Origin of the sequence: Pseudomonas putida (assembly GCF_004357765.1) — a bacterium.
Lineage (GTDB): Bacteria > Pseudomonadota > Gammaproteobacteria > Pseudomonadales > Pseudomonadaceae > Aquipseudomonas > Aquipseudomonas putida_U.
The window spans coordinates 28,779-53,987 of sequence record NZ_SMTE01000013.1 but is presented as its reverse complement, the minus strand read 5'-3'; the positions used below and the strand labels follow the sequence as shown (position 1 = coordinate 53,987).

22 protein-coding genes and 5 pseudogenes are annotated in these 25,209 nt (G+C 53.5%); 18 read left to right on the top strand and 9 right to left on the bottom strand.

What is annotated here, in order from left to right; translation table 11 throughout:
- The 11 genes from E2H86_RS19975 (at nucleotide 1) to E2H86_RS19925 (ending at nucleotide 12,208) form a co-directional block, all read left to right on the top strand.
- The gene (locus E2H86_RS19975; RefSeq protein WP_133330949.1) at nucleotides 1–1,152 is read left to right on the top strand and encodes a LegC family aminotransferase; all 1,152 of its coding nucleotides are present in this window, start codon (nucleotides 1–3) and stop codon (nucleotides 1,150–1,152) included.
- Nucleotides 1,149–2,306, top strand: a complete 1,158-nt coding sequence (neuC, locus tag E2H86_RS19970; RefSeq protein ID WP_133330947.1) for a UDP-N-acetylglucosamine 2-epimerase — start codon at nucleotides 1,149–1,151, stop codon at nucleotides 2,304–2,306. The genes E2H86_RS19975 and neuC overlap by 4 nt, the downstream gene beginning before the upstream one ends.
- Before the next feature lie 4 nt (nucleotides 2,307–2,310).
- Nucleotides 2,311–3,399, top strand: a complete 1,089-nt coding sequence (gene neuB, locus E2H86_RS19965) for an N-acetylneuraminate synthase (RefSeq protein WP_133330945.1) — start codon at nucleotides 2,311–2,313, stop codon at nucleotides 3,397–3,399.
- On the top strand, nucleotides 3,396–4,049 hold the full coding sequence (locus E2H86_RS19960; protein WP_133330943.1) for an acetyltransferase: 654 nt from the start codon (nucleotides 3,396–3,398) through the stop codon (nucleotides 4,047–4,049). The genes neuB and E2H86_RS19960 overlap by 4 nt, the downstream gene beginning before the upstream one ends.
- 20 nt (nucleotides 4,050–4,069) lie before the next feature.
- On the top strand, nucleotides 4,070–5,125 hold the full coding sequence (locus E2H86_RS19955) for a nucleotidyltransferase family protein (RefSeq protein WP_133330941.1): 1,056 nt from the start codon (nucleotides 4,070–4,072) through the stop codon (nucleotides 5,123–5,125).
- Nucleotides 5,118–5,816, top strand: a complete 699-nt coding sequence (locus E2H86_RS19950; RefSeq protein WP_133330939.1) for an acylneuraminate cytidylyltransferase family protein — start codon at nucleotides 5,118–5,120, stop codon at nucleotides 5,814–5,816. Before E2H86_RS19955 ends, E2H86_RS19950 begins: the two co-directional genes overlap by 8 nt.
- 36 nt (nucleotides 5,817–5,852) lie before the next feature.
- The gene (locus E2H86_RS19945; RefSeq protein ID WP_133330937.1) at nucleotides 5,853–6,791 is read left to right on the top strand and encodes a polysialyltransferase family glycosyltransferase; all 939 of its coding nucleotides are present in this window, start codon (nucleotides 5,853–5,855) and stop codon (nucleotides 6,789–6,791) included.
- Between the two features lie 43 nt (nucleotides 6,792–6,834).
- Entirely contained in the window at nucleotides 6,835–8,109 is a 1,275-nt protein-coding gene (locus E2H86_RS19940) for a hypothetical protein (RefSeq protein WP_133330935.1), read from the top strand.
- A 17-nt stretch (nucleotides 8,110–8,126) separates the two neighbouring features.
- Entirely contained in the window at nucleotides 8,127–9,236 is a 1,110-nt protein-coding gene (locus E2H86_RS19935; protein ID WP_133330933.1) for a DUF1972 domain-containing protein, read from the top strand.
- A gap of 309 nt (nucleotides 9,237–9,545) precedes the next feature.
- Nucleotides 9,546–10,931: an undecaprenyl-phosphate glucose phosphotransferase gene (locus E2H86_RS19930; protein WP_133330931.1), complete on the top strand. Its 1,386-nt coding sequence runs from the start codon at nucleotides 9,546–9,548 to the stop codon at nucleotides 10,929–10,931.
- 26 nt (nucleotides 10,932–10,957) lie between these two features.
- Nucleotides 10,958–12,208, top strand: coding sequence for an O-antigen ligase family protein (locus tag E2H86_RS19925; RefSeq protein ID WP_133330929.1), 1,251 nt, complete (start codon nucleotides 10,958–10,960; stop codon nucleotides 12,206–12,208).
- A gap of 49 nt (nucleotides 12,209–12,257) precedes the next feature.
- Here E2H86_RS19925 and E2H86_RS19920 read toward each other — a convergent pair whose 3' ends face one another.
- A complete protein-coding gene (locus tag E2H86_RS19920; protein WP_133330927.1) occupies nucleotides 12,258–13,175 on the bottom strand; it encodes a metallophosphoesterase in 918 nt (305 codons plus the stop codon).
- 39 nt (nucleotides 13,176–13,214) lie between these two features.
- Between E2H86_RS19920 and E2H86_RS26335 the strand changes: the two are divergent.
- A pseudogene (locus E2H86_RS26335) lies at nucleotides 13,215–13,420 on the top strand (transposase); the annotation flags it as partial.
- A 183-nt stretch (nucleotides 13,421–13,603) separates the two neighbouring features.
- Nucleotides 13,604–13,798 (top strand): annotated as a pseudogene (gene tnpB, locus E2H86_RS26330) (IS66 family insertion sequence element accessory protein TnpB); the annotation flags it as partial.
- A gap of 55 nt (nucleotides 13,799–13,853) precedes the next feature.
- Here tnpB (E2H86_RS26330) and E2H86_RS19905 read toward each other — a convergent pair.
- The 3 genes and pseudogenes from E2H86_RS19905 to tnpB (E2H86_RS19895) all read right to left on the bottom strand — a co-directional run.
- Nucleotides 13,854–14,090, bottom strand: a pseudogene (locus E2H86_RS19905) (IS66 family transposase); the annotation flags it as partial.
- A gap of 44 nt (nucleotides 14,091–14,134) precedes the next feature.
- Nucleotides 14,135–15,712 (bottom strand): annotated as a pseudogene (gene tnpC, locus E2H86_RS19900) (IS66 family transposase).
- Nucleotides 15,713–15,730: 18 nt separating this feature from the next.
- Nucleotides 15,731–16,090 carry an IS66 family insertion sequence element accessory protein TnpB gene (tnpB, locus tag E2H86_RS19895; protein WP_230385545.1) on the bottom strand — a complete coding sequence of 120 codons (360 nt, stop codon included), beginning with the start codon at nucleotides 16,088–16,090 and terminating at the stop codon, nucleotides 15,731–15,733.
- A 1,208-nt stretch (nucleotides 16,091–17,298) separates the two neighbouring features.
- Between tnpB (E2H86_RS19895) and E2H86_RS19890 the strand changes: the two genes are divergently transcribed.
- A complete protein-coding gene (locus E2H86_RS19890) occupies nucleotides 17,299–17,631 on the top strand; it encodes a ComEA family DNA-binding protein (RefSeq protein WP_133330923.1) in 333 nt (110 codons plus the stop codon).
- Between the two features lie 51 nt (nucleotides 17,632–17,682).
- On the opposite strand, the gene E2H86_RS19885 is transcribed toward E2H86_RS19890, so the two are convergent.
- Nucleotides 17,683–17,850 (bottom strand): DUF2897 family protein, encoded by a 168-nt coding sequence (locus tag E2H86_RS19885; RefSeq protein ID WP_003252762.1) that lies wholly within the window; start codon nucleotides 17,848–17,850, stop codon nucleotides 17,683–17,685.
- A gap of 180 nt (nucleotides 17,851–18,030) precedes the next feature.
- On the opposite strand from E2H86_RS19885, the gene pyrF reads away from it, so the two are divergent.
- A complete protein-coding gene (gene pyrF / locus E2H86_RS19880; RefSeq protein ID WP_133330921.1) occupies nucleotides 18,031–18,732 on the top strand; it encodes an orotidine-5'-phosphate decarboxylase in 702 nt (233 codons plus the stop codon).
- An 85-nt stretch (nucleotides 18,733–18,817) separates the two neighbouring features.
- Here pyrF and E2H86_RS19875 read toward each other — a convergent pair whose 3' ends face one another.
- The 3 genes from E2H86_RS19875 to E2H86_RS19865 form a co-directional block, all read right to left on the bottom strand.
- Entirely contained in the window at nucleotides 18,818–19,069 is a 252-nt protein-coding gene (locus E2H86_RS19875) for a DUF3077 domain-containing protein (protein ID WP_133330919.1), read from the bottom strand.
- On the bottom strand, nucleotides 19,066–19,320 hold the full coding sequence (locus E2H86_RS19870; RefSeq protein ID WP_133330917.1) for a hypothetical protein: 255 nt from the start codon (nucleotides 19,318–19,320) through the stop codon (nucleotides 19,066–19,068). Before E2H86_RS19870 ends, E2H86_RS19875 begins: the two co-directional genes overlap by 4 nt.
- Before the next feature lie 365 nt (nucleotides 19,321–19,685).
- Complete coding sequence (locus E2H86_RS19865) at nucleotides 19,686–20,486, bottom strand: polysaccharide pyruvyl transferase family protein (RefSeq protein ID WP_133330915.1); 801 nt, start codon at nucleotides 20,484–20,486, stop codon at nucleotides 19,686–19,688.
- A 401-nt stretch (nucleotides 20,487–20,887) separates the two neighbouring features.
- Here E2H86_RS19865 and E2H86_RS19860 point away from each other — a divergent pair, with 401 nt between their 5' ends.
- Both E2H86_RS19860 and E2H86_RS19855 read left to right on the top strand, forming a co-directional pair.
- Nucleotides 20,888–21,688 carry a lipopolysaccharide biosynthesis protein gene (locus E2H86_RS19860; protein ID WP_133330913.1) on the top strand — a complete coding sequence of 267 codons (801 nt, stop codon included), beginning with the start codon at nucleotides 20,888–20,890 and terminating at the stop codon, nucleotides 21,686–21,688.
- Nucleotides 21,689–21,742: 54 nt separating this feature from the next.
- Nucleotides 21,743–22,684, top strand: coding sequence for a hypothetical protein (locus E2H86_RS19855; RefSeq protein WP_133330911.1), 942 nt, complete (start codon nucleotides 21,743–21,745; stop codon nucleotides 22,682–22,684).
- 137 nt (nucleotides 22,685–22,821) lie between these two features.
- On the opposite strand, the gene E2H86_RS19850 is transcribed toward E2H86_RS19855, so the two are convergent.
- A complete protein-coding gene (locus tag E2H86_RS19850; RefSeq protein WP_133330909.1) occupies nucleotides 22,822–23,823 on the bottom strand; it encodes an NADP-dependent oxidoreductase in 1,002 nt (333 codons plus the stop codon).
- 336 nt (nucleotides 23,824–24,159) lie between these two features.
- Here E2H86_RS19850 and E2H86_RS26880 point away from each other — a divergent pair.
- Nucleotides 24,160–25,179 (top strand): annotated as a pseudogene (locus E2H86_RS26880) (methyl-accepting chemotaxis protein); the annotation flags it as partial.
- Nucleotides 25,180–25,209: the final 30 nt, after the last annotated feature.

Below are 25,209 nucleotides of genomic sequence, written 5' to 3'. Positions count from 1 at the left end.
ATGTTCGACACTTTGATCAGCTTTATTCGCGAGCAATACCGCACCCAAGAGTTCATCCCGTTGCACGCTCCAGTGTTCCTCGGCCATGAACGCGACTATGTGGTCGATACCATCGAGTCAACATTCGTGTCCAGTGTGGGTGCGTTCGTTGACCGTTTCGAACGGGACATGGCCAGTTATACCGGCAGCCCTCGAGCCGTGGCGACCGTGAACGGTACCGCGGCGTTGCATATCGCATTGAAGTTGGTCGGTGTCGGGCAGGGCGACCTGGTGATCACGCAACCGCTCACGTTTATTGCCACTTGCAACGCCATTGCCTATTGCAGTGCCGAACCTCTGTTCATCGACGTCGACCGCCAGACGCTCGGTTTGTGCCCTGCGGCGATGGATACCTGGTTGCAGGAGCACGCATTCCTGGACGACGACGGCCTGTGTCGGACGCGTCTTAGCCAAAAGGTCATCCGCGCTAGCGTGCCTATGCATACGTTTGGCCATCCGGCAGCGCTGGATGAGTTGGTTGCCGTTTGCCAGCGCTGGAACATCGCCTTGGTCGAAGACGCAGCGGAGTCCCTGGGAAGCCTCTACAAGGGGCAACACACTGGCACGTTTGGTGCGGTGGGTATCCTCAGTTTCAATGGCAACAAAATCATGACTACCGGTGGTGGTGGCATGATCCTCGCCGGGGAGGCGCTGGGTCAGCATGCCAAGCATTTGACTACCACAGCCAAAAAGCCCCACCCCTACGAGTACGTACACGACGAGGTGGGGTACAACTACCGTCTGCCGAACCTGAACGCGGCTCTGGGTTGCGCCCAGTTGGAGCAATTGGACAAGTTCATCGAGGCCAAGCGCGAACTTGCGCAACGTTATGATGCGCAGTTGGCAGGTGGTTCCTTGCAGTTCGTAAAAGAACCAGAGGGCTGCCGTTCCAACTACTGGCTCAATGCCGTTATCTGTGAAGGCCTTGAACAACGCCAGGCGTTGTTGAAGGCTACCAATGACAATGGCGTGATGACTCGGCCGATCTGGCAACTCATGAACCACCTGCCGATGTACGAGAATGCCATCAAGGGTGATCTGACCAACGCCGAGTGGCTGGCTGCGCGGATCGTCAACCTGCCAAGCAGCGTGTTGCCGGAGTTCCACGCATGAAACGCAAGGTCGCCGTTTTTACCGGCACCAGGGCTGAATATGGGCTGCTGTATTGGTTGATGAAAGACATCCAGGCCAGCCCAACCCTGCAGTTGCAAGTTATTGCCGGGGCGATGCATTTCTCGCCGGAGTTCGGCTCCACATGGCAACAAATCGAGCAGGACGGTTTCACCCTTGATGCCAAGGTCGAGATGCTGTTGTCTTCCGACACCGACGTCGGCGTGGTCAAGTCAATGGGCCTTGGTACCATAGGTTTCGCCGATGCACTCGATCGGCTTCGGCCTGATGTATTGGTCGTCCTGGGCGATCGTTTTGAAGCGCTGGCGGTCGTCCAGGCTGCTTTGATCATGCGCATCCCGGTGGCCCACCTGCACGGCGGGGAAATAACCGAAGGTGCTTATGATGATGCCATCCGCCACGCGATCACCAAGATGGCGGATCTGCACTTCGTCGCTGCTGAACCCTATCGCCGTCGCGTCATCCAGATGGGCGAGTCGCCGGAGCGAGTGTTCAATGTGGGTGCCATTGGCCTCGATCACCTGATGCGATCCGAGCGTATGGGGTTGGCTGAGCTGTCGGCGAGTCTAGGCTTTGAGTTGAAGAAGCCCTATCTGCTGGTGACTTACCATCCAGTCACACTCCTCGAGGAAAGCCCCCAGGACAGCTTCAATGCTCTGCTTGAGGCGCTTGATCAGTTCCAGGATCACCAGATCATTCTGACGTACCCGAACGCCGACAATGGCGGACGGGCGATCATTCCTTTGTTGGAGAGCTACGCTCAGCGTAATGCTGATCGTGTACTCGCCATTCCTTCCCTTGGTTTCAAGCGTTATCTGAGCGCCGTGGCACTGGCAGACGCAGTGGTGGGCAATTCTTCTAGCGGTATCATCGAAGTCCCGGCTTTTGGCGTGCCGACGGTCAATATCGGCTTGCGCCAGCAGGGACGTCTCGCTGCAGCTTCAGTCGTACATTGCGATGCGACGCGTACAGGCATCGAGCAGGCACTACGCAAGGCTCTCGGGGCCGATTTCCGCACCGCGTGCAGTAACGTCGATAATCCCTATGGTCAGGGGGATGCCGCGAGTGCCATTGTTACAGAACTAGAACAGCTTAGTGTGGCTACGCCTAAGCATTTCCATGATTTGGTGGTGTAACTCCATGCAGACATCGAACCGCGACAACGTATACATCATCGCCGAGGCGGGCGTTAACCATAACGGTCAGCGAGAGCTGGCCTTTGCATTGGTGGATGCCGCAGCGGCAGCCGGAGCGGATGCCGTTAAATTCCAGACGTTCAGCGCGGAAAAGCTTGCTTCGGCAAGCGCGCCGAAAGCGGCGTATCAAAAAAAGAGCACCGACGCTCAAGAAAGCCAGCTGGCGATGCTCAAGAAGTTGGAGTTGCCCCGGGAATGGCACGCCGAGTTGCAGGTGCATGCCAGGAAACAGGGCATCGAGTTTCTTTCCACGGCGTTCGATAGCGAGAGTCTGGCGTTTCTCGTTGAACTTGGGGTGCCAACGTTCAAGGTGCCCTCTGGCGAACTGACCAATGCCCCGCTGCTTTGGGCGTTCGCCCGTAGCCGAAAGCCTTTGATCCTGTCCACCGGGATGGCGACACTTTCCGAGGTTGAAACGGCGCTTGCCGTGGTTGCCCATGCGCTCAACTGTGACCAGGAGCCTTCGTCGCTCGATGAAGTGTGGCAGTGCTGGAGCAAGCCCGAGCATCGTCAGGCGCTACAAGGGCATGTCACGTTGCTGCATTGCACCTCGCAATATCCGACCCCGGCGGCTGAAGTGAATCTGCGGGCAATGGATACGTTGGCTGAGGCCTTTGGTCTGACAGTTGGCTACTCCGATCATACTGAAGGTAGCTTGATACCAGTAGCTGCAGTGGCGCGCGGCGCTCGGGTGATCGAGAAGCACTTTACCCTCGACCGCAACCTTCCAGGCCCTGACCATAAGGCGTCGCTAGAGCCAGACGAGCTCAAAGGTATGGTTGCCGATATCCGAGCGTTGCAGTTGGCCCTTGGCGATGGCGGGAAAGCGCCTCAGCCAAGTGAATGGGATACCCGCAGAGCGGCTCGGCAGCAGGTGGTGGTAACTAACGCTATCTCGGCAGGCCAGGTTCTGCAACGCTCTGATCTCAGCACGGCGCGCTGCGGCAGGGGGTTGCCCCCCGCTATGCTCTGGGAGCTGGTCGGTCAGGCTGCTTCCCGTGATTATTTGCCAGGCGAGACGATCGACGCATGAGCAGCACGCTGCCATTGATCATGCTGGGCGCGGGAGGACATGCAAAGGTCCTGCTCGCGCTTGCCCGCGCTTCGGGCTGGGAGATTGTCGGAGTGTGCGACCCCCAGTTGGCTGAGCGAGGATGCCAGGAATGGAGAGGCCTGCCGGTACTGGGAGGCGACGAGGCGTTGACGTCCAAGACAGGTAATGAGGTAGGTCTGATCAATGGTATCGGCCAACTGGTTCATGGCAACGTCCGGCAAAAGGTCTATGAGAAGTATCACGCAGCAGGTTTTCGCTTTCCCGTTTTAGTTCATCCAACGGCCTGGGTCGATCCCTCGGCCAGCCTCGGTGACGGAGTGCAAGTCATGGCTGGTGTGGTCATACAGGCCGACGTCGTGGTCGGTGCCAACTGCATCATCAACACTCGTTCTGCCATCGACCACGATTGCATTCTTGAGTCACATATACATATCGCACCTGGCGCTACCCTGTGCGGCTCTGTGCATGTAGAGTCTGGGGCGTTTATCGCTTGTGGTGCGAACATTATTCAAGGCTTAAGGATTGGCCGTGACTCGGTCGTGGGGGCGGGCGCTACGCTCGTCCGCAATCTTTCAGCCCATCAGGTTCTGCTTGGGGCTATGCCGCGTTTGAAGCCGGCGTCACTCTAGTTTAGTAAGGGATAGCAAAAATGAAACAATGGCAATCAGTGCTACTGCGCCCCGATGTCGCTTTGGAAGATGCCATAGCGGTCCTCGACCGCGAAGCACTGAGAATCGTGATTGTCACGGACGAGGAGCAGCGGATGCTTGGTACCTTAACCGATGGTGATGTACGACGGGCGCTGCTGCGCCATCTTCCTCTGTCGACTCCTGTGAAGGATGCGATGCACGCAACGCCGCAGGTAGCCCACCGCGGATGGAGTCGTGAGAGGATGCTTTCTGTAATGGAAAGATTTCAAGTTTTGCAGTTACCGGTAGTCGACAGCGATTATAAAGTTGTAGGTCTTGAAACGCTTCACGGGCTTCTAAATAAACGTCTGCGTAATAACCCGGTTTTCCTGATGGCAGGCGGGTTTGGCACACGCTTGCACCCTTTGACTCAGACATGTCCTAAACCACTTTTGAAAGTGGGCGAGAAGCCAATTCTCGAACTCATAATGCAGGGGTTCATCAATGCGGGCTTTCATCGATTCTTTATCTCAACTCATTACATGCCAGAAATGATCCGGAATTACTTCGGTGATGGTTCTGATTGGGGTGTAAGTATCCGTTATGTGCATGAAAGCGAACCGCTTGGTACCGGTGGGGCGTTAGGGTTGCTACCGCACGAAGAAATTAATGAGCCTTTATTTATGATGAATGGTGACCTACTCACGAACTTAGACTTCCAAAATCTTTTAAGTTTTCATGAGGCTCATGACGGATTGGCTACTATGTGTGTACGTGAGTATGAATATCAGGTGCCTTATGGTGTTGTTCAGAGCGAAGGGCATAAAATACTTTCGATGGTGGAAAAGCCAATACAGAAATTCTTCATCAATGCAGGTATCTATCTGCTTTCGCCAGAGTTAGTAAAGAGCGTTAGGGGGGATGCTAAAATCGACATGCCGACTATTTTAGAAGAAGCAATGTCGGGTGGCAAAGTTGTGAATATGTTTCCAATACATGAGTATTGGTTAGATATCGGTAGGATCGAAGATTTCCATCGAGCACAGGCTGAAGTGGGAGGCGTGTTTAATGGGTGAGGGGCGGAAGGTTTTAGTGGTTATTCCCGCTCGAGGTGGTAGCAAACGCTTACCGCGGAAAAATATTCTGCCGCTCGGGAACAAACCTTTGATCGCCTGGACTATAGAAGCAGCGCTGGCCTCTGGCATAGCTGACAAAGTAGTAGTAAGCAGCGACGATGAGGAAATTCTCGCCGCCGCTGAGTTATTTGGGGCGAATACTATGCTTAGAGATCCTAGTCTGGCAGACGACAATGCAAAGACAGTTGATGTACTTCTCGATGTGATTCTGCGCGAACGAGCGCAGGGTTTTCTTTATTCCGATATTATTCTATTACAACCTACATCTCCACTCCGAGCTAGCTATGATATTGAGCAAGCCTACAAAAAGTTTTTGCAGCGCGCAGACGAAACTGTAGTCTCCGTATGCGAGGTAGATCATCCAATTCAATGGTGTGGCAGTATAGCTGAAGATGGCGAGTTTAAAGGGGTAGACTTTCTGACTCCCGCGAGAAGTCAGGACCTCCCTAGGACGTATCGATTGAATGGAGCTATTTATATAGTACCTGAATATCACGTAGTAACAACCAAGCTCTTATATACAAATAGGGTCAATGCGTATGTCATGCCAACTGAAAGATCCATTGATATCGATACGCATGTTGATTTTACGATGTGTGCTAGTATAGTAGGGTGCGCACGAGATGTATGATTGTTTTACGTGGGTTTTAGGTTAAGTGCTCAATCAATGAAAAGAAAATACCTATTAGTATTTGGATACACAAAGCTGCACTTGAAGATCTTGGAGAATATTACTCCTGTACTATCGGCTCGGGGGTACATAATCGTCCCTTTCTATGAGTCATTTTTCAGTTTTAGGTATGTCGCAAGATTAAGTTTGGTTGCAAAATTTTTTTGGTTTCGTATTTTGATGTTGTTGGGTCGCGATATAAGTGTGCTCTTGCCGCACCCTCAACAGCTTCTGGCTAACTATTTTTTTTATTCATCTAAGGTTCGTGATATTTTTATTTACGAAGACGGTTTGATGAATTATATTCGCGTGGATGTGACTGGTATTGTTGCGCGGCAAACTAGTAGAAAGTCTATGATTGCGGCTCTACTTTGCTATCGATTTCGCCGCACAAAAGGTTATCTGTCCGGGTGTGAGCAGCGGATTATTCGTGAGACCTTTGTGCGGCATCCTGACCTTATTTTCATGCCGGAAATGCATGGGCGTATCACAAAATTTGAATTTTCCATCGTTAGGTCAAAGCATTTGGAGCCCTCAATAGCGCTCTTTGTAGATCAGGATATCGAAGCAATTTATTCAAAGGATGAAGCTGAGGTGGTTCGCGAAAAATTGTATTCTCAGATGAGAGATATCGAAAAAGTTTACTTTAAGCCGCATCATAGCTATTGGACCAGAGGGAAATCGTTTGACGATTTGCCGCCAAATTTTGAGATGCTGTCAGATGAGCTAAAATTGCTTACAGCAGAGGAGGTTGCCGCTAGCATTGGGGTCGGTAGTGTATGGGGGTTTTTTAGTTCTGCATTGGTAAATATCTCCAGCATGCTCCCAGAAGTGAAGTGCTACTCTTGTGTGCCCGAGTCTCATGTGGTCAAGGCAAAAGTTGGAGACATGCCAATGTCTGACTTATTGGCGCGTTTCGGCGTCCAAAAAATATGAGCGCTGACGATATAGTGCAGGCAAAAATGGATGAGCACTTAGCATGACTTTGATACTTTTTTTATTTTCTGTTGCGCTTGTGTTTCATGCTAAATTATGGGGGTTCTTCGATTTTGGTAATCCAATTGTATTTATGTTGGACTATCATTTATTTTTTTTATCGCTGGGTGTTTTTGTCTATTACTTTAATATATACCCTGCCTACCATATTGAAAATCTAACTTTGATCTTGGTTCTCTTATCATATGTGATAACTGTATTCTCTGCAGCGGTAACTTATCTTGTTCTAGGTAGTGCGGTAAGGCTTAGATTTTCGAGCACTTCATACCAACGTTTCACCTTCCGATTGGATGCTCGTGCCAATAGATTCGCGGATATACTTTGGGCTGTGGGAGTCCTATTGACAGTGGTGGTGGCGGTTCGCAGTGGATTTAGTGCATTGCTGAGCCTTGCAGCCGACGGTGGCTTCGAAGATGAGCGAGTTGCCGCGATGAGCGGAAATGGAATTTTCGTAATCCCAGCTCAGCTGTTTCTTCTCATAGGGGCTGCATGGAGTAGCATTCGTCAAGATAGGCATTTTCTAATAAAAGTGTTTGTATTTTTCGTTTCGGCGGCCTGTATGATTTCATTCGGATTCCGATCAGGGATAGCATTCCTTGTTGTAATCTGTGGTATCGCCAAGCTATATACTAAATTTGGAAAAATACCCGTACTTAAATCTGCTATATTGGCTGTTGTAGTTCTTAGCTGTTTTGTGCTACTAGGCGTCTTGCGTAAAGGCGGGGGGGATGTATTTGAACGCTTTGCGGCGTCTTTTTTTTGGCGCTCGTTTGTTACAGTTTGGAACCTAGACGTAATTCTTACACAATATAAAGATTTTTTAAGCGGTGGTGGCATATTAATGGAACTTGCCGTCATCGTCCCAGGGCCAGATGTAAATCTTGGCGCGCACTTGAAAGAGGCTCTTGGTTATGATTTCCCTGGCGGGGGTATTACACCGTCTTATGTCGGCGCAGGGTTCGTAGATTTTGGGATGTTAGGGGCAGTGCTCTATCCTGCAATAACAGGATGCTTAGTTGCTTTTTTCTATATCGTTTGGCCATTGTTGGTGGGGCGTGGTGGTTTATCTTTTATTTTGCTGCTAATTTTTTCGGTTACGACAAGCGGAGTAGCGGCTGCGGGTTTTGTATCACCTTACCTCTATTTTGGGGTTCCGCTACTCATACTAGGAGTTGTCGGAAGATTCATAATTTCGTCACGCTTGCGCTTCCAGGCTTGTGGGATCAAACAAAGCCTTGAAAAGCCAAACTATACTTAACAGGTTGCGTATTGAAGATGTCGGCAAAGAAAAAGCTTTACATATTGGGGACTAGAGGCGTTCCTGCTCAGCATGGTGGGTTCGAAACTTTTGCTGAAAAGCTAGCACTATACCTTATAGAGTTAGGCTGGTCTGTAAGTGTGTATTGCCAAGAAACGGAAGGCACTCAGATTTGGGAAAGCAACTGGCAAGGTGTTCATCGTATTCACATCCCAGTTCAGCGCACCGGAGCCTTAGGAACGATTATCTTTGATTGGCGTGCAACAATTCATGCGCTGAGTCAAAAGGGTTTATTTCTGACTTTGGGCTATAATACTGCCATTTTTAATACCCTACAAAAGTTAAAAGGGCAAAAAAACATCTTCAATATGGATGGCATTGAATGGCGTCGAGACAAATGGGGGTTGGCGGCTAAAACTTGGTTTTGGATCAATGAAAGATTTGGCTGCTGGGTTGGTAATCATTTGATTGCAGATCATCCGAAAATCAAAAAACATCTATCAACCAGGGTTCGTGAGTCTAAGATTTCAATGATCCCGTATGGTGGGGATGAGGTTTTAGATGCGGATGAGTCGCTACTAGGAGAATTTAATGTTCGGGCGGGGGAGTTTTCAATCATCATCGCCCGACCGGAACCTGAAAATTCTTTCTTAGAGATGGTAGCGGCATTCAGTTCGAAAAAGCGTAATCATACACTTGTGGTACTCGGGAATTTTTCTAAGCAAAACTCGTACCATCGTCAGGTGATGGCAGCGGCTAGTGAGGAAATCATATTTCCAGGTGCTATCTATTCAGTACCGAAGGTGCAAGCTCTACGTTTTTACAGTAGATTTTATCTTCATGGGCATCGTGTGGGGGGGACGAATCCTTCATTGGTGGAGGCTCTAGGTGCCGGATGCGCCGTAATTGCGCATGATAATCAATTCAATCGCTGGGTTGCTGGAGATGCTGCTCTATATTTCAAAGATCAAGCGCATTGCTCAGAATTGTTTGATCGCATGCTCGAAGATCAAATGGCTGTCAACGGCATGAAAGCTACTAGCTCCAGCCGGTACAAAGCCGCATTTACATGGCAGCGTATTTTAAGTGATTACGAACGACTTCTTAACGATTGGTACCCTCGCTAAAGGGTTGCCCTCCTTGAAATGATCTGCGGGTAGCGCGTTCACATAGGGCCCAAACTATATGGACTTTGTGCATGCCAACCCGGAACGCTACGTGGCCACCTCGGAAGCCAGTGGAATAGCTCTCAAGCGCATCTCCTTATGGGGAGTTGGTTTGAGGTCCCAGAGTCTTTTTCGGAAAACTTTTCGTGGTCAGTGGTTTCGTGATAAATTTGGATCTAATGGAGACAGTTTAGCCTTGTTCGTGAGGTTTTCTGTGTGGGTAGAAACTTAGCCTTCTCAATAAGATCTGCCGGAGTTTAAGTAAGGATTATGCAAGCCATCCCTCGTTATCAGCCAACATTTGCCGAGCGCTATCCGGTACCACTTTTCGTCGCCTTATTGGATTTCTTTATTGTGATCTTGGCCGGATTGCTCGCCCATTTTTATCGTTTCGATATTTTTGAAATGAACGGTCGGTACAATACTGCTACAACAATTTCAGCAGTTGTGGTTGTGGCGTGTTTGGGCGTGGGTGGCGTGTACGGGTCTCAGCGAGGATATGCGTTTGTTCGTCAGTTTAGCGTTCTGTTGATAGGATGGCTTGCGGCAGCTGGTATTTTGTTGTCTCTGAGTTTTTTTCTGAAGGTCTCCGAAAACTACTCTCGTATTTGGTTTAGCACAATGCTTTTGACTGGCGGGGCGCTAAGTCTGCTGCTCCGCATAGCAGCATTTATCATTCTGAAAAGAGTTCGAGCTTCGGGGCTGAATTTGAAAACTGTTGTGCTGGTAGATACCGGAGGGTCATCAGCTAGCCAACTTAGTCAAGGATCTTCGCTGGAGGAGTATGGTTTTAAGGTGCTGGAACGTATTCCTTTCGATAATGATGCAAAATGGGCAAAAAAAATACTTGAGCGGGTGAGTGAACTTGGCGTACACGAGGTTTGGTTGTGCTTGCCCCTGAGTGAAGGGGGGACAGTGCGTACGGTAATGTACGAATTACGTCATCATACTGTTGCCATAAGGTTTATTCCGGAGTGGGATGATATCCGTCTCCTTAATCACAAGGTGAGCCATATTGCCGGGGTTTACTCTCTTGATCTTAGTTGCAGTCCAATGGATGGCGCTGCTCGTTTTTTAAAGCGTGCTGAAGACGTTTTTCTTGGCATGCTCATATCTATATTAATTCTTCCGGTGTGTCTCGCCATTGCGTTGGCGGTGCGTTTGACCTCAAAAGGTCCGGTGCTATTCAAACAATATCGTACAGGCATTAACGGTAAGCGTTTCAAAGTTTACAAGTTTAGAAGCATGGTTGTTCATAGTGAATCAGGTGCAGCGGTTACCCAAGCTACACGCCGAGATGATCGTATAACTAAGGTTGGTGCATTTTTGCGCAAAACTAGTCTCGATGAACTACCCCAGTTTTTCAATGTTCTTCAAGGCCGGATGTCAATCGTTGGTCCGCGGCCTCATGCATTATCGCATAATGAGTACTACAAGGAATTAGTTGAGTCCTATATGCAGCGCCATAAAGTCAAGCCAGGAATTACAGGCTGGGCCCAGGTTAGTGGTTATCGAGGGGAGACTGATACGCTTGAAAAAATGCAGAAGCGAGTTGAGTATGATCTTTGGTATATTGATAACTGGTCGCTTTGGCTTGACCTAAAAATTATATCATTGACTGTGTTTAAGGGCTTTGTAAACAAAAACGCATATTGAACACGTTGCGTTGGAGTTGTGCTAATATGAGTGATCTTGTCAGCAATCGCATGTTTTCTCGTAGTGGCCGGGATTGGATAGGCCTGCTTTTTTTAATTATGGCAATCGGTGTTTTTATTCAGATTACGGGGAAGGTCTGGATTACTTCAGGTAGTGCTCGGAACTCTCAAGTCTATATTTGGCTGCTGTTGCCGGGATTGGTTCTTTTTATATATAATTTGTTTAAGTTTCGATTTTTTATTTTCTCCGGTAAAGTCTACCTTCCCTGGGGGCTATTTCTCCTTTGGGGAGGGTTGAGTACAGTTTGGGCGAGCGGAGGCGATACAGGTGCAATGTCTTTAGCGAAACGTGGTTTATTTATTGCCTTATACTTGGTCTCCATTTGGGGGCTTATTGAGTATCGTCCAAAATACCTACGATTTGCGCTTCTTTCATCAGTGGCGATTATTGCCTTTAGCGCTTTGATAAGTTTGGTTTATCAGTATGGTGTTGTTGGGCACTCGTTGGCATATCGAGCATATCGTATACATGCGTTGGGGTTTGGGGGACTTGCAGATTTCGGTTGGCCTGTCGCTGCTGGTATATTTCATGGCGCGGTAGCTTGTTGGGCTCTTAGCTTCGCCTTGGAGCGCTCCACGACCTCTTTAAAGTTTGTATTATGGATGGCGTGCTTTTTTGTTCTCTCTTTATATGTGCTTCTTACTTACACTCGGGGAGCCTGGTTCGGACTGGCGGCCGCCTCCTTGCTGGTGGTAGCTTTGAATAACTCCCTCCGTGCTTGGGCTGTATTGGTTTCAGGTTTACTGTGCGTAATGCTCGCGGGCTATCTGTGGTGGGATAAGATATTATTTGAAATAGCCTACCGGAAGCTTTCCGGCCGAGAACCTATTTGGGATTATTTTTTTACGACAATGCATGGACATTGGACAATAGGTCATGGCCTGGGTACTCCTTTCGAATACAAGTGGCCCGGGCAGGAGACGATATCACCGCACGCGCATAGCCTCTATTTGCAGCAGATCTACGATAGTGGACTGGTATCTCTAGTGCTCATGGGTGTCGGATTAGGAATTGCTCTTTATAACGCATATTGTTTGCGGCAAAATTATTGGATACGCATCGCTGTTCCTGCGCTGTCGTTCGCATTGATAGCAATGCTCACGGATGTAGAAAGGATTTACACGCGCCCCGGTGACTACTGGACAGTATTTTGGCTCCCGCTCGCCATAATCTTAGCTGTTTCTCACAGGCGCTATGAAGGTGGCACCAAGTATTAGTATTGGTTTTATTTTTGTTGCGGGCCTCGGTCCGTCCGCTACTGCTTAATTATGATCTGGAGTATATTTTTTCTGATTTAATGTCAATCATTGTCAGCTTTCCATCTTCAAAAGAACAGCCAGTGTCAATGTATGTCGTGTTCCCTAGTGTAATTACCTCTTTCACAGTGGTGTGTCCGAGATAAATGCGTTCTACTCCATTTATAGTTGATGTGTTCAATTCTGACAGTTTGGTACGGCTATATATTGCCTGCGTTCTGGCAGGCTTACAATCAATGTGTTCTGCATTTAAGAGTGCTAAGGACTCTTCCCAGCAACAAGTGTCCCAGCGAGGAGGCTCTGCGTGTACTACACCCACCTTGGAGTTTTTGCTTTTTTCTATTTCAAAAGCAATCGGTAGTTCAGATAAAGCACTTGCAATGTCGTATTGTTGTTGTTTCGAGGTTTCGTAGAACCACTCCCCTCCATTCCTGAAGTGTCTTTTGGGATCTCCAGTGCCAGCCATTACATCAATAATCATCTGCTCATGGTTTCCCCTTACTGAGTTGAACCATAATTTATCGAGCCACCATAGTGCTTCGTGCGAAAAACTTCCTCTATCGATTAGGTCTCCAGTTGCGAAAATTCTATCTTTGCTGATATTGAAGCTTGCTACACTAAGTAGTTTAGTAAGTAGGTCGTATCTTCCGTGGATGTCTCCAACCACGTAGTCTCTACCGACCTTATTCTCTCGAAAAAATCTTACTGGTGCAAAAACGTGAGGAGTGAAAGTGGTTTTTTGAGATTCTGTGTGGGACCAGGGTTGTAATCGTTTTTCTATTTTTTTTTGTGTATATTTCATATCTAAGCCTGGTTTGTATTTTTTGATTGTCTTGGTTGAAGTGTTTTGGTTTGTGTGGTTTGGTTTTTTAACATTTTCTTGTTTTCGATGAATGCCCTGTGTGGATGTCTTGGTTTCAATGCTCATATTATGACCTACCGGCCTTCTACGGAAAGGAATTCTGTTATGGCAAAGCCTTACGAGCTTTCGGAGGCCGCCTGGACTCGTGTTACCAATCTTTTCGCTGAAATCCAAGACCGGGACGGCCCCGCCTGAACGACCGTCTGATGGTCGATGGCGTGCTCTGGGTACTCTGTTCTGGCGCTGCGTGGCGAGATATGCCGGAACGCTTCGGCCCATGGTCAACGTTGTATCAACGATCCCGGGGTTGGTGAAACCCGGGCACATTGGATCAGATGCTCAAACGTCGTAAGCGCTCCATAATCCCCACATTCAAAACTCTTACCTGATCCCCGATGCTGTGCTCCCGATTTATTTCTGGAGGTCGCCGACCATGATGCGCCAAAGTCGAACAAGTGTAACTCTACCCCAAGCCCGTTGACTTTCGACAATCCATTGATGGCCTTGCCGCGCTGGTCGAACTCGATATCAAGGTGGGGGTGTTCGACCCAGTGCTTTTCGTTTTCCTCAACAAGCCGCGCAAACGCGTGAAGGTCTTGTATTGGGAGCGCAACGGTTTCTGCCTCTGGCTCAAACGCTTGGAGTCCGAACGTTTGAAAACCTCACCTGATGTCACCGATGAAGCCATTGTCCTAACCGCTCAGGAACTGAACTGGTTGCTCGACGGCCTCGACCTCCGGCGCTACCGTGGCGCCGCAGCACTTTTTCGAAGCGGTGAAGCGGCAAGCCGTCCCCGTATTTGGTGGTCAGCACACTTGGGCGAGCCATGCTTTTCTCGATCACCCAGGCAGGTTTGTCCGCCGTTCCGGGCGTTGCCTCGCAGTTGCGGCAGCCGCAATCGCAAGTCTGTTCATGCTCGGGCAGTTCGTTGACAACTTCGATACGCGGCAAATCTGCTGGCAGCGGCTTGCGTTTGCAACGTAACCGATCCATGAACCCCACCTACCGCAAGGTGGAAACCAAGGTTACCGTGGCACCTCTGGCGAACAGTTCCATGGCAGCAGCGCTTCGTAGTCTGCTACTGACGACGCATACGGCAGGCGCTCAAGTACGTGGCGCAGCCACGTATAGGGCTCCTGGCCGTTGACCTTGGCGGTCTCGACCAAGCTGTAGATCTGCGCACTGGCCGTGGCGCCCTTGGGCGTGTCACTAAACAGCCACGCTTTACGCCCAATAACAAACGGCTTTATCGCACGCTCTGCCCGGTTGTTGTCGATTGGCAAATGGCCGGCCTCGACATAGCGTTCCAACCGGCTCCAGTTGTTCGCCAGATAGTGCACGGCCTTGCCCAGCACACTTTGCGGTGTGACCTGGGAGTGCGTCTTTTCCAGCCAGCTTTTCAATTGGCCGAGGATCGGCAGGCTTCTTTCCTGGCGACCGATGAACCGCTGTTCGTCGCTGACCTCCTTGAGGTCACGCTCGATGCCGTACAGCTTGTTGATCATCGTCAGCGCCACATCGGCGCGGCCCGTCTTACCCTTGGGCTGCACTTTCTGCGCCTCGACGAACTTGCGGCGCGCGTGAGCCATGCACGCCAGCCGCTCGACACCCGACTGCAACGCCAAGGCGTTGTAACCGGCGTAATCATCGGTCATCACGTAACCGCGATACCCTTCCAGCAGGCGCAAGGGTACTTCCTGCGCACGGCTGGTGGTGTAGTCGAACAGCACAACTTGTCGGTCAGGCGGCCCGCTGGCCTGCACCCACATCCAGGATTGACTGGTCGGGTCACGGTCTGGCTCTTTCAAGACCTGTACACGCGTTTCGTCGCAGTGAATCACCGGGCTTTCCAGCAACCGGTCACGCATCAGGTTCAGCAGCGGCTGGAAGTGGTCGCTGCACTGAATCACCCTGCGCGCCAAGGTTTGCCGGGGGATGTCGATACCGTGGCGGGACAGTACGCTTTCAAAACGGTGCAGTGGCAAGCCATCGACGTACTTGGTCGTCAGCAGCATGGCCAGTACGCTGGGGCTGGCCATGCTCTTTTCGATCAATTGGGCTGGCTTGTCAGCAGTGACCGGCGCAGTTTCGCAGCCTCGGCAGCCATAGATCTTGCGCACGTGTTTGAGTACGCGGATCTGCATCGGCACGATGTCGAGCTGCTCGCTGGTTTCTTCGCCAATGGCATGCTTGCGGCAACCGCAGGCACAGGTCAGTTCGTGCTCGGGCAGATCGTGGATGACTTCGACCCGAGGCAGATCGGCCGACAGGGGTTGCGTTTGCCGCGACGTTTGGCTGGAGCAACGACTTCTTCGTCTGCATCGTCGACCACCGCCAGTAGCGGGTCGCTTTCGGGTTCGTTGAACATCGCCAGTTGCGGCGTATTGGGATCGACGGTTTGCTCGGACTTACGGCCAAAGAAACGGTCACGCCATAACTTGATCTGCTCTTTCAGGTCGTCGATGTGTGTCGTATAAGCCGCTTTGACCTCCTGCTCGCACATGGGCAGCAGATTGCTCACACGCACGAGCAGCGTAACTCTCAAGCAGCATTTGCTTGAGCAGAACAGGGTCATCCGGAAGGTTGTCGGGCACTGAAATCATGGCCCGGATTATACCGGGTCAGGCGACGAAACGGGGCGTCAGAACCTGATGCGGACGGTTGCGCCAGAGATCGAAGCCGTCAAGTAGCCAGTTCAGTTCCTGGACGGTCAGGATAATCGCTTCGTCGCTGGCGTCGGGGGCGGTTTTGAAACGTTCGGCTTCGAGGCGCTTGAGCCAAAGGCAGAAGCCGTTGCGCTCCCAGTACAACACCTTGATGCGGTTACGGGCTTTATTGAGGAAGACGAACAGTACGGGGTCGAACACGGCGACCTTGATATCCAACTCGACCAGCGCCGTGAGGCCGTCGATGGACTTTCGAAAGTCCACGGGCTTGGGGTAGAGGTAGACTTTTTCGACTTTGCTGTCGGGTCGCATCATAGCGGGCGGGCTCCAGAACGAAATCGGGAGCGCAGCGTCGGGAATCAGGTGGGCGCTTGGAATGTGGGGATGATGGATCCCTTACGACATTTCAGTAACACCCTGGCGACCTCGGCCATCATCAGTTTGAGTGGAGGGCCCAGCATCTCGAACAGTTCGGCTTTGCGCTCAGAGGAATAGTACGGCACTACGGCTCTTTCCCCGCCCCCTCCCGGGGCCGGTTTCAGGTAAATCAGGGGATGGTGAGAGCTATCCTTACGCCGGTGGATACCGACATACTCCATCACCAGCCCGTAAGCGCCCCAGTGGGGCGTTCTAATACACCAGCGCAAAGTTACGACTCGTGGTAAGAAAACCTATGACGATCTCCACGACGGTGGACGAGGTGCAGGCCGCATGCTTGAAGGTTATCGTGATATTCCAATCAATTTGTCTGACTGAACCGCCGTGATGTCCCGATGCCCTTGCCCGGGGTGTAGACGCCAGACGGGGCTTGACTTGGGCCGTAGAGCCCGTCCCAATGGATCTTATCCGATTTCCATTGACCCACGCCTCCAGCGCTGCCTTTGCACCTGTAGGGTCAACATGGCGCTTACAGCCATAGGTATTTTCGTCGGCATCCCTGTGCCTAGCACACTTTATTGGTCTGTTGGCTTTCAGGATTTTTCATATGGACTTCTTCAATGACAAAGGCAACTGTGGCCGGGTCCGCTGGGCAGGTGACCTTCGGGGCTTTCCCCCGCCCAGCAGGCGTCTTCTTCCACTTAACCATTCGACGAGTTCACCAGTTGAACAATCCAAAGCGTTCTCCATTTGGGCGCTACCGGCATTAATTTCCTGCACAGCCGTTCATAGCAACGGCCTCTCATTGGATGATGGGACTGCGATTTCCACAACTAGTAAAATTGACAGGTGCCCTGCCCTGAAACACCGTGATGTGTTGCTTCACTGCTGCTGCAAAAGCAGCCGACTAGTGTGTGGTTTCAGAAATATCCGACTTCCTTCTCATCATTTAACTAGTGAGATCTACGGAGAGCTTACGGTTTGTTGTGGGAAAAATTACCTAATGGTCTTGCAACAGTTTGAGATGTCTAATTCAGTTACTATTGCTTAGCCAAAGATACTGGGCCAATCGCCTGTGACCCGCTAGTTTGAAAAGGCAGCCAAGGAGCTGCTGCATTCAACCTCACCTCACAGGAGTGACTCTAATGCGCAAATCAATCGTAAAACACCTTCTGCTTCCCCTGTTCGCCGGCCTGTCGTTCAGCCTCAGTGCTGCCCCCACGACCACGAGTCTCCCGAACGACCCAGCGCCAGCGGTCAGCCAAGCCCAAACCCCCGCCAGCCTCCTGAACCTGAACACCGCCGACGCCTTCACGTTGCAACAGGAGTTAGCCGGAATCGGCAAAACCAAAGCCGAGGCCATCGTCGCCTACCGCGACGCCAACGGCCCCTTCGCCTCAGTCGATGAACTTTTGGAAATCAAGGGAATAGGCAACGCCTTGCTGGAGCGGAATCGAGGCAAACTGGTAGTGGAGTAACCCAACTGGCCGGGGCAGGGCACGACCTGCCCCGACGCCATTTCATCGCGTCTAACGATCCTGCGCATCCTTGGCATCCGCCTCGGCATTACGCTCATGCACCTTACGCAGTTGCTCCTCAGTCAACGGCAGTTTCTTCGCCGTATCCCGCAACATCATCAGCCCACCGACGATGGAGCCAAGGGCTATGATGAGTATCAGCCATGCATACCAGGGCATTGTCATTCTCCTTAGAGCTGTCAGGCGTCGCTTGTATAATTTTTGAGCGATTACCCGGTCCGTTGGTTCAATTATAGGAGTGGCGCGATGCCAGGCCAATTCCGATGACCCACGGCCCCCAAACCCCGGCCCACTTCGTTTACAATGCGCGCCGTTCAAGACTTGCCAAGAGACCCGCCCATGTCCGCCTGCCAGACGCCCCTGATCGTCGCCCTCGATTTCCCCACCCGTGACGCAGCCCTGAAGCTGGCTGACCAGCTCGACCCAGCCCTGTGCCGGGTGAAGGTCGGTAAGGAACTGTTCACCAGTAGCGCCTCGGGTATCGTCGAAACCTTGTGCGAAAAGGGCTTCGAAGTGTTCCTGGATCTCAAGTTCCACGATATTCCCAACACCACGGCCATGGCGGTGAAGGCTGCAGCCGAGATGGGTGTTTGGATGGTCAACGTGCATTGCTCTGGTGGCCTGCGCATGATGTCGGCCTGCCGTGAGGTCCTGGCCAAGCGTTCCGGCCCGCAGCCTTTGCTGATCGGCGTGACCGTGCTGACCAGCATGGAGCGTGAGGACTTGGCTGGTATCGGTCTGGATGTCGATCCGCAGGAGCAGGTGCTGCGTTTGGCGGCACTGGCTGAGAAGGCGGGGATGGACGGCCTGGTGTGCTCGGCGCTCGAAGCGCCTGCGCTGAAAGCTGCGCATCCTGCGCTGCAATTGGTGACCCCAGGTATTCGTCCGGCGGGCAGTGCTCAGGACGATCAACGTCGTATCCTGACGCCGCGTCAGGCGCTGGATGCGGGTTCTGACTACTTGGTGATTGGTCGGCCGATCAGCCAGGCGGCGGATCCGGCTCAAGCATTGGCAGCAGTGGTGGCAGAGATTCGCGGTTAATCGTCGCCTTGGCGATGGCGTGAAGGGGGGGCCGGCATTTTGATGCCGGCCCTTTTTATTGCCGGGTGCGCCGCTTCGGTGTGGATCAACCACCGCAGTTCAAACCAATCTCCATGTCGTTGATCAGCGCCTTGGCCATGGCGCTGAGCATGCGCGCCGCGCTGCCTGCGATCAGGTTGCTCTCCATTTCCGCCTCCTCGGTCAAATGCTCTATGCAGCCCAGGAGGGCGGAGAGCTCCGAGAACGCATGGTCGAGGGGAATGCCTGGACGTACTGCGTACAACTCGGAAAACGTGGTTTGGCCTGCGGTGGAGCGGGTGCCGAGAATAGCCTTCATTGGCTACCTTCCAGTGTGTGAAGGTGAATGAGCACCGCAGCCAACAAATCGCTGGAGATCGTCATGTCATTGAGGGCGGCCTTGGCATGTTCCTCGGTCTCTGCGTTCAGATACCGGTTACTGGCGTGAGTGAAGCTCTCCATGAGCCTGCTGGCGGAGAATATGGCATCTTCGCGGGTGATGTGGGCGGGAACTGTGTAGCGGGGCGAGGCCCGATCAACTGGAGGGTCGGGTACGATTTTCTTTTTCATAGGGCACCTTTGTTGTGAAAGGAGCCACCACTTCAACTTTTCTCACGGGTTTTGGGTGGCGGCCATGCACGGGGTGAGAAAACCGAGAACAAAGGCAAACCTCGGCCAGACCGAAGTCTGCCCGCACACGACCGCCATAACGGTACCGCCATTTGTTCGTCGGGTTTCTCACACCCGGCCACCATCAACTGGTGACCTAGGAACGTTATTCCTGGGGTATTGGCCCGACAACAATGAAACTTCTGCGGCGAGCGTAGGATAGTTCCGAACCTGCTTTGTTTTGAAGCATCCGGTTGCAGGTTCGGAAAAGTCCTACGGATAACGCACTCTGCCCGCGCCGCATTGATAGAAATCGCAAGACGTACTCAGAAATCAGGGAAAACCTTCACCAGCGCTTGTTTCATGTCATCCAGCCCCGGTCGAGCATACGCTTGCAAGGCAGCATCGATCGTCCACGACCGAGCCAGCAATATCTCATCAACCGTCAGCGGCGCTGGGTTGTCGAAGCCAAAGCTGGTGTAGTAGTCCTGGAACTTGTATTCCCACCGAGGGCAGCGATTCGTTGATAGCCACTGGTTCGGCACGCCATAGGAGTCCGCGACGATCAGTCCGTGCAGGCTGGTCGATAGCACGAAGTCGCAAGAGGCGATCTCGGCCAGTACTTGTTTCACGGGCGAATAGACGTCGATCACCTTAGCGCCGGGGATCCTGGTCAACAGTTCAGCCATTCGCGTGTTCTTTCGATCACGAATATGCGGAATCAGGCCGACGCGAATGCACTTGTCGATCGGCTTGTTCACCAGCGAAGCCGACAACAGCCCCGGATCGCCCAGTACGGGTTTGACTTTTTTTCCGCGAATCTGGCTCAGGCACTTGGTACCGCGTACCGCATGAAAGTGATGCCGGCCAGAGAATATATCGTCTGGGTTGCCAGAGCCGGTGCCCCAGATATGTAGCTTGCGCGGGAAGCCCCAGGTCTTGGCCTTCTTTTCCCGCCCCAGGACGCTGCCGATGGCGATCATGTCCGCACGCCGAATCGACGCGTGCTCCACTTTGCGGCCGGAGACGAACTCCACGATGTCGGCAGACAGGTAGTCACCGAAATTCTGTTGGGCGGCATTGTCACGGCCACTGCCACGGCACCAGAAAAGTCTGATCGGCTTCATTGTTCTGATTGTCCTTCCAGGGATGGCTACGCGCCGGGCGCGTGGGTCCAGTATTTATCGGGTTATTCGTTCCGCTAGGGTGGCTGATGCGAGGCGCGGGAAGGCAAGGAATATAGCGATTCAGCGATAGAGGCGCAATGATATCATTAGGGCTTCTGCTCAGCTCATCTCATTGATAATACTAGTAAAATCACTGAGATGATGTCGCCTCCACACGACTGACCAATGGGAGTCTCGGCATTTCCTTGCAACAAAAATTGAACAAAGAATGATCAGTTTCTGTATACTCCCGCGCCGCGTTTCGCGTAGATTGTTCGCAGGTCGTCGGTAAAGTTGGGTAAAGGCGATGTGCCACTAAGCTCAGGTATACTACTGCCCGCGCAGATATTGGTGGAGGCCAAGTGGAAGCAGTCAGCATCAGAACGCCGGCCCGGCAAAGCAGGGTCAGGGAATTTTCGGCGTGTCGGGGTATTGCGAAGGGTCCAGTTTTCATCGTCGCTTCAGGGGCATCCGCAAAGGATTTTCCGTTGCAGCGTTTTGCTGATGTTCCGATGATCACGCTCAATGGCGCGATTTCGATGTTTCATGACAAAGGCATCAGTCCCTATTTCTATGTCTGCACCGACACTGGTTTTCCACGCCAGCAACCGGATCTGTATGCCCACGCATTGCGATTGAGCCAGCGCCTAGCCATCTGGCCAGACGAAGTCGAGTGCATTCCTGCCATAACCGATGCTGAGATCTACCCGCTCAACAAGGCTACTCGCTCGAGCCTCTACGAAGCTGCATTCAACCCGGATCCAATGCTCGTGCGCAGCCGAGCGTTCTGGGATAGCCGCTCGCGAACTCTGGGGTTTAGCAAAGACCTCTCCCAAGGCTATTTCGACGCCCGTACCGTCGCTTATGTCGCTTTGCAGATTGCTCACCACCTCGGCTTCAACCAAGTATTCCTGGTTGGGGTAGACCTTAATCAGGCGGCGGGTCGTTTCTACGAAACGGCAGGCCGAGCGGTTTCGCCATGTGGATTGGATGAAGCCTATGAGCGACGCATCCTCCCCTCTCTGAAACTCATGGCTGACCGCGTGGTGGGTGAGCACTTCGCTGTCTACAACCTGTCATCTTCGTCGCGAATTCCGGAGTCAGTCATTCCTAAGGTCTCTGTTGACCAGGCGGATTCGATGATTTTCTCCAGCAACGTCTAATCCCCAATAAATCAGAGTATCCGCGCCTACTCTAGGCGCCACGAGGCCACCCGCGTGACGGTTTACTTCATGGGTTGGAAAGCCCACTACGAAAAAATCATGATTGAGCGTCTGGCACAGTCGCATGCCGTGCGCACGTTCGAGCTCCCTTCGTACGCCCGCCGGGTCGTACGCCTGGCCAGGGCACTTGGCGGGGCAGCGCCATTGCTCAAGTGGCTTGGCAAGCGGGTGTGCGCAGCCAACGGGGCCACAGCAGACGACCTGCTGGTGTGCAACGAAGGCCAGCTCAAGCGGGGGCGGCAAGTTCATTTGGTCAATGGATTTCCCGGCAAGCGGGTTTTGTTGGTGCGGGATCTGGTCGATGCGGACTTCGTCGAGCGCATGCGTCTGTTGTTCGACCGTATCTACAGCTACGACCCCGTTCAGTGCGAGCGCCTGGGTATGGAACACCTTGAACAGTTCTTTCCGTTCGATATCGAGGATGCCCGCCAGGTGCCCGCCCAACCTGCTGGTGGGCAACAGAAACCGCTGTGTTTCTTCCTCGGACGCGACAAGGGCCGGGCGCAGCGCCTTGAGTCGTTGGCTGGGGAGTTGAGCGCCCAGGGCTGCGACCTTGATTTCTTGATCGTTCGGGACGATACCTCACGCACGCCTTGCCGCTACCACGTGGGAGCGGTGCTCTCGTATGAAGACAACTTGGCCAGGGCCAAGGCCTGTGATGTGTTGGTAGACATCAACCAACCAGGTCAAACCGGGCTGACGTTGAGACCGCTGGAGGCTGCTTTTTTCGACAAGAAGTTGATTACGGATAACAAGCGGGTCAAGGAGACGTCGTTCTATCACCCTGATCGGTTCTACGTGTTAGGGGATGAAGAGCGCGATCTGCAGGGGTTCCTGGCCAGCAAGGCGCCGATCGTTGCGCCGGATGCGTTGCGCAAGCACAGTCCGACGGGATTGATGGATCGGCTCTTGGAAGCATCGAACGCTGCACCGTAGCCATGTCCTGCCTCGGGCCTTAAAGGTTTGCGAGCAGCCCCAGGAGGAATACGCTGGATTTGACCTGGGGCTGCTGCGCAGCCCTTCGCGGCACAAGGCCGCTCCCACAGGGGGCTGCGTCGGGCTTGAGGAAGTGGTCAGACCTTCAGCACCAACTTGCCAAAGTTCTCGCCACTGAACAGCTTCAGCAAGGTTTCAGGGAAGGTCTCCAAGCCCTCCACCACATCCTCCTTGCTCTTCACCTGCCCACTGGCCAACCACCCAGCCATCTCCTGCGCCGCCTTGCCATAATCCTTGGCATGGTCCATCACCACGAACCCCTCCATCCGCGCCCGGTTCACCAGCAGCGCCAGATAGTTGGCCGGACCCTTGACCGCTTCCTTGTTGTTGTACTGACTGATGGCCCCGCAGATCACGATCCGCGCCTTGAAGTTGATCCGCGTCAGCACCGCATCCAGAATCTCGCCGCCCACGTTGTCGAAATACACATCCACCCCTTTGGGGCACTCGCGCTTCAACCCGGCCAGCACATCCTCGGCCTTGTAGTCGATCACGCCGTCGAAGCCCAATTCATCCTTGAGGTACTGGCATTTCTCCGCCCCGCCAGCGATACCGACCACACGGCAACCTTTGATCTTGGCGATCTGCCCGACAATGCTGCCCACGGCACCGGCGGCACCGGAAATAACCACGGTTTCACCGGCCTTGGGCTGGCCGACTTCCAGCAGCGCGAAGTAGGCGGTCATGCCGGTCATGCCCAGGGCCGACAGATAGCGGGGCAGGGGGGCGAGCTTGGGGTCGATCTTGTACAGGCCCTGGGGGGCGCCGGTGAAGTAGTCCTGCACACCCAGCGGGCCGTTGACGTGATCGCCTGGCTTGAAGTCCGGGTGCTTGGAGGCGACGACTTCGCCTACGCCCAGTGCACGCATCACCTCGCCCAGTCCTACCGGTGGGATGTAGGACTTGCCTTCGTTCATCCAACCGCGCATGGCCGGGTCCAGCGACAGGTACAGGTTACGGACCTGGACCTGACCCTCGGCTGGCTCGGCGACGGGGGCGTTCTCGAAGGTGAAGTCGTCGCGGCGTACAGCGCCGACGGGGCGTTTGCTGAGCAGGAAGCGGCGGTTGGTCTGGGTCATGGCGTGTCCTCGAAAAGGGCTGACAAGGGAAACTCGATCAATTTACCTTGTTGATGCTGGCCGGTGCCTAATATCACCGACAAGCATGGTAGCCCAACTGCGGACCTGATGATGCTCGAGCGTCATCTGAACAGGTGCCCAGCCAAATCGTGTCGCCCACTGGCAGGCTGCGGCCACCCAGACGTTGTTTCCGCACACAGGGCGACCTTCATCTCGCTGAAAGCGACACGGTGATACTCATTTGACACTATCGTGGCGCCAAGCCCTTGTCCCTGGCGGGCGCTGTTGCCACTCTTGGCCTTTCGGCAAAGCCTGACAAGTTGAAGGGGGATCGCCATGGGCACGACCCGGCACGGTGTGTTGGCAAACCTGGGCATGGCCCGCAAGCTCGGCTTGGGCTTTGCCCTGGTGTTGTTGTTGACCCTGGCCGTGGCAGCCATCGGCATCGCCGCGCTGCAGGGTGTGGCCCAGCGCTTCGAAGGCTTGCGCGAACTGTCTCAGTTCAACACCGACCTGCTGCGCTTGCGCGAGCATGAGCAAGCGTTCGCCTTGCGTTCCGACAACCAGCAGGCCGAGGCCTTGCGTGGCGGCCTGAAGGATCTGGTCGAGCGGGTCCAGGGCTTGCCTGGGCTGGACGGGGTGCAAGCGGACCTGGCCGCCTATGGCCAGGCCTTCGATGCCTTCGTTGGCGTGGTCCAGGCCAAGGAGCTGGCGCTGGACACGGCCAGCTGGGCGGTCACCAGCATGGGCGGCAATCTCGATGTGGTCCAGGCCGGTCTGGCCGACGATGGCGTCTATACCCTCAAGCAATCCCAAGGCCAGCAGGGCAGCGAGTTCCTCGAACAGGCCGCCCAGGTCGGCCAGGTATCGCGGCTGATGATGCAGGCCATGGACGAGGCCCGGGTGCGCCTGGACAAGAGCCGCAAGGGCGAGCCGAGCGAGGGCCAGGAGCGCATCGCGCAAACGGTCGATGCCGCCAATCTGGTCGACCAGCTCAAGACGGCGGTCGCGGACCCTGGCTACCGCAGTGTGCTGGGCGAGGTGGCCGGGCACATTGCCGGGTTCTCCGAGAAGCTCGATGAATACACCGACCTGCTGGGCCGCGAGCAGGGCCTCAAGGCGCAATTGCAGGCCCGCGCCGGTCAGGTCACCCAGCGCGTCGAGCAGGCCTACGCCGGGCAGCAACAGGCCATGCAGGCGGAGCTCTCGCGCAACAGCCTGGCCATCGCCCTGGGTGCGGGGCTTGCCTTGTTGGTGGGGATAGTGGCCGGCTGGCTGATCACCCGGGCACTGGTCTTGCCGCTCAAGGGCGTCATCGATCGCGCCCAGCGCATCGCGGCGGGGGAGCTGGTGCACCCGCCCCATGCGCCGCGGCGTGACGAAGTG

What these genes read in the sequence shown, in the direction of transcription:
- E2H86_RS19975 (WP_133330949.1), top strand. Translation starts at nt 1, where the DNA reads ATGTTCGACACTTTGATCAGCTTTATTCGCGAGCAATACCGCACCCAA.
- neuC (WP_133330947.1), top strand. Translation starts at nt 1,149, where the DNA reads ATGAAACGCAAGGTCGCCGTTTTTACCGGCACCAGGGCTGAATATGGG.
- neuB (WP_133330945.1), top strand. Translation starts at nt 2,311, where the DNA reads ATGCAGACATCGAACCGCGACAACGTATACATCATCGCCGAGGCGGGC.
- E2H86_RS19960 (WP_133330943.1), top strand. Translation starts at nt 3,396, where the DNA reads ATGAGCAGCACGCTGCCATTGATCATGCTGGGCGCGGGAGGACATGCA.
- E2H86_RS19955 (WP_133330941.1), top strand. Translation starts at nt 4,070, where the DNA reads ATGAAACAATGGCAATCAGTGCTACTGCGCCCCGATGTCGCTTTGGAA.
- E2H86_RS19950 (WP_133330939.1), top strand. Translation starts at nt 5,118, where the DNA reads ATGGGTGAGGGGCGGAAGGTTTTAGTGGTTATTCCCGCTCGAGGTGGT.
- E2H86_RS19945 (WP_133330937.1), top strand. Translation starts at nt 5,853, where the DNA reads ATGAAAAGAAAATACCTATTAGTATTTGGATACACAAAGCTGCACTTG.
- E2H86_RS19940 (WP_133330935.1), top strand. Translation starts at nt 6,835, where the DNA reads ATGACTTTGATACTTTTTTTATTTTCTGTTGCGCTTGTGTTTCATGCT.
- E2H86_RS19935 (WP_133330933.1), top strand. Translation starts at nt 8,127, where the DNA reads ATGTCGGCAAAGAAAAAGCTTTACATATTGGGGACTAGAGGCGTTCCT.
- E2H86_RS19930 (WP_133330931.1), top strand. Translation starts at nt 9,546, where the DNA reads ATGCAAGCCATCCCTCGTTATCAGCCAACATTTGCCGAGCGCTATCCG.
- E2H86_RS19925 (WP_133330929.1), top strand. Translation starts at nt 10,958, where the DNA reads ATGAGTGATCTTGTCAGCAATCGCATGTTTTCTCGTAGTGGCCGGGAT.
- E2H86_RS19920 (WP_133330927.1), bottom strand. Translation starts at nt 13,175, where the DNA reads ATGAGCATTGAAACCAAGACATCCACACAGGGCATTCATCGAAAACAA.
- tnpB (WP_230385545.1), bottom strand. Translation starts at nt 16,090, where the DNA reads ATGATGCGACCCGACAGCAAAGTCGAAAAAGTCTACCTCTACCCCAAG.
- E2H86_RS19890 (WP_133330923.1), top strand. Translation starts at nt 17,299, where the DNA reads ATGCGCAAATCAATCGTAAAACACCTTCTGCTTCCCCTGTTCGCCGGC.
- E2H86_RS19885 (WP_003252762.1), bottom strand. Translation starts at nt 17,850, where the DNA reads ATGCCCTGGTATGCATGGCTGATACTCATCATAGCCCTTGGCTCCATC.
- pyrF (WP_133330921.1), top strand. Translation starts at nt 18,031, where the DNA reads ATGTCCGCCTGCCAGACGCCCCTGATCGTCGCCCTCGATTTCCCCACC.
- E2H86_RS19875 (WP_133330919.1), bottom strand. Translation starts at nt 19,069, where the DNA reads ATGAAGGCTATTCTCGGCACCCGCTCCACCGCAGGCCAAACCACGTTT.
- E2H86_RS19870 (WP_133330917.1), bottom strand. Translation starts at nt 19,320, where the DNA reads ATGAAAAAGAAAATCGTACCCGACCCTCCAGTTGATCGGGCCTCGCCC.
- E2H86_RS19865 (WP_133330915.1), bottom strand. Translation starts at nt 20,486, where the DNA reads ATGAAGCCGATCAGACTTTTCTGGTGCCGTGGCAGTGGCCGTGACAAT.
- E2H86_RS19850 (WP_133330909.1), bottom strand. Translation starts at nt 23,823, where the DNA reads ATGACCCAGACCAACCGCCGCTTCCTGCTCAGCAAACGCCCCGTCGGC.